Raw genomic sequence first — 1,547 nt, forward strand, 5'->3', positions numbered from 1 at the left:
GATCGCCCTCGCCGTGCCCTTCTATCGCTCCGGCCTGACCAAATGGGACGGCTTCCTGCAATTGAGCGACAGCGCCGACGCTCTCTTCGCCGATGAGTTCCGGCTGCACCTGTTCGGAGCCGAAATCCCCTTCCCGGCGCCGCATCTGATGGCTTTCGCCTCGGGCTGCATGGAGATCCTGCTGCCGATCCTGCTGGTGCTGGGGCTTGGAACGCGCCTCGCCGCGCTCGGCCTTTTGGGCATGACCGCGATCATCCAGCTCACGGCGCCGGAGGGTTGGGCCAATTTCCACCTGATTTGGGCGGCGACGGCGCTCGCCATCCTCGTCCACGGGCCGGGCGGCTTCTCGCTCGACGCCCTGATCGGGCCCCGGCTGGCGCGCGCCTTCGGTCTGGACAAATCGGGCCAATGACGGATTGATGGCACTACCCAAACCCTACGGCTTTGATTATGGTGCGCCCAATCAACGCCAGTGCGGCCTTCCTCTCGGATCGAAACCCATGTCCGACCACGCCATTCCGCATTTCCACAATCAGCCCGGACTGTCGAAAATTCGCGTCGGCGCCAAGGAATTCATGTGTATCGGCGCGTTGCCGCCCTTCGATCACCCCCATGTCTATATCGACATGGGCGCCGATTCGGAGGCGATCTGCCCCTATTGCTCGACCCTTTATGTTTATGACGCATCGCTGCACGGCCACGCCGATCCGGCGGAATGCGAGGCTACGGCCAAGGCGGCCTGAGCCGGACGCGGGATTGTCCGCGTCGTGGGAGTGCGCAAGTGACGTCGCAAGAACCCTTCGTGATCGCCGGCGGCGGGGTCGGCGGCCTTTCAGCCGCATTGGCGCTGGCGCAGACGGGCCAGCGCTCGCTGCTGCTTGAGCGCGCCCCCGCCTTTCGTGAAGTGGGCGCCGGCCTGCAGCTTTCCCCCAACGCCTGCCGCATCCTGCGCGGACTCGGCGCGTTGGACGCCCTGACGCCGCAGGCGGTGGCGCCGGAATATGTCCGGCTGCGGCGCGGCTCCGACGGCGCCGATCTCGCCCGCATACCGCTCGCCGACGCCGAGGCCCGCTGGGGCGCGCCTTATCTCGCCGTCCACCGCGCCGACCTGCTCGCCGCTCTGGTGGAGCGCGCGCGCGCCGAGCCCTTGATCGAAATCAGCAACGATTCGACGCTCACCGGCTTCATCCAGGATGAGAAGGGCGTCGCGGTGACCTATCGCTTCGACGGCGAGTTCCGCCGCGCCTCCGGCGCAGCTCTAGTGGCGGCCGATGGCGTGCGCTCGCTGGTGCGCACGCGCCTGATCGGCGGCGATTCCGACAAGCCCGCCTTCACCGGCCATACCGCCTGGCGGGCTTTGCTCCCGGCGGCCGGCCTGCCCGATTTCCTGCGCCGGCGGGTCGCCAATCTCTGGTTCGGCGAACGCGCGCATCTGGTGCATTATCCGCTGCGCGGCGGCGAGATCGTCAATGTGGTGGCGCTGGTCGAGGACGCTTGGCGCGGCGACGGCGAAGGCGCCGAGCCCGATTTCTGGGACAATGCCGGCG

Annotated in this window: 3 protein-coding genes; all 3 read left to right on the forward strand. The window is 67.7% G+C overall.

The features are described 5' to 3' along the window. Window position 1: 1 nt before the first annotated feature. The gene (locus ACE3S9_RS19425) at window positions 2-412 is read left to right on the forward strand and encodes a DoxX family protein (protein WP_374548120.1); all 411 of its coding nucleotides are present in this window, start codon (window positions 2-4) and stop codon (window positions 410-412) included. A gap of 88 nt (window positions 413-500) precedes the next feature. After that, entirely contained in the window at window positions 501-743 is a 243-nt protein-coding gene (locus ACE3S9_RS19430) for a zinc-finger domain-containing protein (protein WP_374548121.1), read from the forward strand. A 38-nt stretch (window positions 744-781) separates the two neighbouring features. Continuing rightward, a partial coding sequence (locus ACE3S9_RS19435; RefSeq protein WP_374548122.1) for an FAD-dependent monooxygenase occupies window positions 782-1,547 on the forward strand: 766 nt, incomplete at its 3' end.

It is taken from the genome of Rhodoblastus sp., from assembly GCF_041915505.1.
GTDB lineage: Bacteria > Pseudomonadota > Alphaproteobacteria > Rhizobiales > Beijerinckiaceae > Rhodoblastus.

Excerpts from the sequence above, each read along its gene's own strand:
- ACE3S9_RS19430 (WP_374548121.1), top strand. The coding sequence starts at position 501 with ATGTCCGACCACGCCATTCCGCATTTCCACAATCAGCCCGGACTGTCG.